Source organism: Phormidium pseudopriestleyi FRX01, from assembly GCF_017313335.1.
Lineage (GTDB): Bacteria > Cyanobacteriota > Cyanobacteriia > Cyanobacteriales > Laspinemataceae > Laspinema > Laspinema pseudopriestleyi.
In genome coordinates this window covers 1-3,970 of the sequence record NZ_JAFLQW010000175.1, presented here as the reverse complement: position 1 = coordinate 3,970, position 3,970 = coordinate 1, and the positions used below count along the sequence as shown (strand labels likewise).

Annotated in this window: 5 protein-coding genes; 4 read left to right on the top strand and 1 reads right to left on the bottom strand. The window is 50.0% G+C overall.

The window, feature by feature from the left end:
- From J0895_RS06365 to J0895_RS06350, 4 genes are all read left to right on the top strand, one after another.
- Positions 1–1,413 (top strand): SBBP repeat-containing protein (locus tag J0895_RS06365; protein WP_207087270.1); only part of this gene is annotated, 1,413 nt, incomplete at its 5' end.
- Between the two features lie 274 nt (positions 1,414–1,687).
- Complete coding sequence (gene clpS / locus J0895_RS06360) at positions 1,688–1,969, top strand: ATP-dependent Clp protease adapter ClpS (protein ID WP_015146967.1); 282 nt, start codon at positions 1,688–1,690, stop codon at positions 1,967–1,969.
- 15 nt (positions 1,970–1,984) lie between these two features.
- Positions 1,985–2,827 carry a CPBP family glutamic-type intramembrane protease gene (locus J0895_RS06355; RefSeq protein WP_207087269.1) on the top strand — a complete coding sequence of 281 codons (843 nt, stop codon included), beginning with the start codon at positions 1,985–1,987 and terminating at the stop codon, positions 2,825–2,827.
- Between the two features lie 51 nt (positions 2,828–2,878).
- Positions 2,879–3,202, top strand: a complete 324-nt coding sequence (locus J0895_RS06350) for an S-layer protein (RefSeq protein ID WP_242541101.1) — start codon at positions 2,879–2,881, stop codon at positions 3,200–3,202.
- Positions 3,203–3,358: 156 nt separating this feature from the next.
- Here the strand turns inward: J0895_RS06350 and J0895_RS06345 are convergent, their stop codons facing one another.
- Complete coding sequence (locus tag J0895_RS06345; protein ID WP_242541100.1) at positions 3,359–3,769, bottom strand: WCX domain-containing protein; 411 nt, start codon at positions 3,767–3,769, stop codon at positions 3,359–3,361.
- Between the last annotated feature and the right edge of the window lie 201 nt (positions 3,770–3,970).

Genomic DNA, 3,970 nt, shown 5'->3' with positions numbered 1-3,970 from the left:
GGGAATGCGATCGCCGTGGATGCGGCGGGTCACGTTTATATCGCCGGAAGCACCGGAGTTCCCCGAGACGCTCAACCCCGGGCGGTGATTCCCCTGGGAGATTTCCCCACAGTTAATCCCATTCAGGGGCAGTTAAATGGGTTATCCTCGGCCTTTGTGACGAAGTTGGCCCCGGATGGAAGAAGTTTGATTTATTCCACATTCCTCGGTGGCAGTGGGTTTGAGGAGGGGAATGATATGGCGATCGACAATCGCGGGAATGTCTATTTGACGGGACAAACCACCTCCTCGGACTTACCCATTGTTGCGCCCATTCAAGGTTTTGGGGGGAATGGGGATGCGTTTGTCGGTAAAATTCTCGCTGACGGGACGACGGTTGATTACTTAACCTATTTAGGCGGTAATGGGTTTGAATCCGGGAATGCGATCGCAGTTAATCCGGCGGGAACGGCCTTTGTGACGGGTCAAAGTGCGTCGGCGAATTTCCCAATTGTGAATCCGTTGCCGAATGCGGCAGGGGGAGTCCAAGGGGATGCCTTTGTGGTGGCGATCGCCCAACCCATCTCTCCCACGCAACCGATTGTTGTCCCTCCCGGAACACCGGCCCCAGACCCAGGTTCTTTACCGGGTCCTGGAGGTGCCGAGCCCTTCCCTCCTGCGCCAGAACCCACGGAACCGCCAGCCCCACCGCCACCGCCACCGCGTTTTGAAAACTTCATTCAGTCACTCACTGAACGAGGTCTCGATCCTCTGACGCTGTATTTTAATGAGGCAGGCTATTTAGCCCAAAATCCCGGTGTAGCCGAAGCGGTAGCAGCCGGGAATTTAACCAATGGGTTACAACATTATTTGCTGTTTGGGCGGGATGAGGGACGTCCTGCACCGACCCAGTTTTTCAATGAAGGGCAGTATTTAGCACGGAATCCCGATGTGGCTGTAGCAGTCGGAACGGGTCAGGTGGCGAGTGGATTTGACCATTTCGTGCAGACGGGCTTTTTTGAAGGGCGCGATCGCAATGTCAAGCTGTTTTTAGAAAGTTTCTACCTGCGCCAAAATCCCGATGTGGCCGAAGCAGTAGCATCGGGGATTTTTAACAGTGGTTACAGTCACTATCTCCAATCGGGGCAATTTGAGCGGCGCAATCCCAATCCGGCATTTGATGAAACGTTCTATCTGACTCAAAATCCTGACGTTGCGGCGATCGTTGCGGCTGGGGGTTTCGTCAGTGGATTCCAGCATTTCGTCGAACAGGGCGAACTCCAGGGTCGTCAACCTAGCCCGGTATTCAACGAATCGGCTTATTTGTTTCGGAACATCGATGTGGCCCGGGCGGTGAATCGCGGGGCCTTCGGTAGTGCGTTTGAGCATTTTGTCCTGTTCGGGTTACAGGAAGGACGGGTGGCGACTCCGTGATCCGGTCAAATCCTAACCCTTCCCAAAATAGAGGGGAGTTAAAGTAGCACTGCCCACCGAACAGAAGGACGGGGCATTGCCCACCCTACAATTGCTTTTACCAACCGGATTTGGTATTAGGTAGGGTTTTTTCCAAATAAAATGAGGGAAACAGTGCGGTTTTCCCTCCTTGTCTTCACTGCGGATGGATTAGTAAGTTATTCTGAATAGGAATCCTTCAAAATCCTAGGATTGACTGCAATAATTTACGATCGCTGAATTAAAGGAGAGCGCCGTGTCAGTAGAAACCATTGAAAAGACTTCAACGGTTCGGAAAATAGCACCGCGTTATCGAGTTTTGCTACATAATGATGACTTTAACTCGATGGAACACGTGGTGCAAACCTTAATGCAGACCGTGCCGAGTTTGACTCAGCCTCAAGCGGTTAGCATTATGATGGAAGCCCATAGCAATGGGATTGCCTTGGTGATTACCTGCGCCCTTGAACACGCGGAGTTTTACTGCGAAACCCTCAAAAATCACGGGTTGACCAGTACGATTGAACCGGACGAATAGGGAAAAGGGAATACCGTGAAATTGAACTGGATCCGCTTCCGTGATTATCCGGCCCCAGGCAGGTTAGCTATTTTTGTGGCAATGCTTTTGGGGGTTTGGGTTCCGATCGCGGTGCCGATTTATTGGCTTGTCCAGAACCCCAACTGGGTGAGCATTTTATCAATGGCAGTTTTATATGGAGAGTTTATTCTCCTGGTGCGATTTTGGGGATCAAGGGTCTACGGACAACCCCAGATTCTTAAGCACTATGGGTTAGAGTTCTCTCGAAACAACGGCCAAGATCTCCTCGGAGGTCTTGGTTTTGGTTTGCTGAGTCTGTTGAGTTTACTAATAGTCGAGGGCCTGTTGGGATGGTTGGGATGGCAACTGCCGGACCCTGCTGGATTGCCGAAAATTATTTTAGAAGGACTGGCGATCGCCCTCGGGGTGGGATTTGCGGAAGAGTTGCTGTTTCGCGGTTGGCTGTTGGATGAGTTACAACGGGATTACCGTCCTACTGTGGCGATCGCTGCGAATGCCACTATTTTTGCCCTGTTGCATTTTATTAAACCCCTTGAGGCAATGATTCGGAATTTACCGGCCTTTCCCGGGTTGCTGTTACTGGGGTTAACCTTGCTTGCGGCCAAAAGAGTCGGTCAAGGTCGCTTGGGTTTACCGATAGGCTTTCATGGGGGTTTAGTTTGTGTTTATTATATTATTAATACAGGCCAATTAGTCCAATATTCCGGTGCGGTCCCGGAGTGGATAACGGGGATAGGCAAAAATCCCATCGCCGGAATTTCAGGGATATTTTTATTAAGTGCGATCGCGTTTGGGATGACTCGCGTTGCTCAGTTTCAACTCAAAAGTGAGAAGTAAACGGGCTGTTTTTGAATTCAATTAAAGATATTTAAAGTGGAAAGGAAAGTGATGCAACCCATCCGAATTGTTACCACGGCATTCCTGGCGATCGCAACTATGGCAGTTCCTGGGCGATCGCAACAAGCACCACCCCCCTCGGTCTCTCGTGAGGAAATTGTTCAAGCCTGTGTGCAAGACCGGGTAGAAGTTTTACCGCCCCTTTTTAGTGATGTGCCGCCCAATCATTGGGCTTTTTTATCGGTGCAAAAGATTTCTTATTGTGGTCCATTTCGGTCAGCAACTCCACCGAATTTAATCGAACGGTTGATTCGAGAAGATGGCCTATTACCGAACCCGATGACGTTGCCCGAGAGTCCAGAACCGACCCTTTAAAATGGTCAGATGCAAGCGAGATGCACTTCCCTGGAGTGGGGAATTAATTGAAATGCTCTAAATCAGACCACTCCAACTGCAAACACTCCTTGAAAAACTCCCCCAAAGAAAGCGATCGCTCGCAAAACCGACTACTGTTGAAAATTTCCCTCCCTCCTAATCCCAACGCGCTACTAATTTCCTAGCAGCTTGCCGATGCTGTTCTGCCAACTCTGGAGGAGACAGGACCATCGCATGGTTCATATAGCGATAAGCCCAGAGCATAAACTCATTAAACGAGCGCCGAGGTAATGGCACTAGGTAATCGAGATATTCAATTTTGCCGGTCTCATTTTTAGGGCCGGTTTTAATTTTTTGTTGCGGATGGCGGCGTTCCCCTTCTCGGATAAATTCGGTCACGGGACTGAAAAACCGAACTTTGACTGTTTGTAGCTTCAAAGTTCTGGCTAATTCTGCCTGCTGTTCTTCTGGCTCACCTAGATATAATCCCCAGCCGTTCTGCAAAAGTTGATGGGCATTTTTCAGACTTTGGGATTGGACTTCTAGGGTGCGCTGCGGGGGGAGCAATTGGCAGTAGTCTCCAAAGCGGTCAACTCGACCGATTGCCAGATGGCCGGAATCACCATATTCTTGACACTCCCACGTCTAAAGAGCATGGGATTCTTTAAGAGTCCAGAATTTAGACCTTAAGGGCGTAGTCAATGCGCCCCTACCTATTCACGCTCACTGACTCTCGCCATGAGGCTTACGGCTACCTTTTTTAATCTC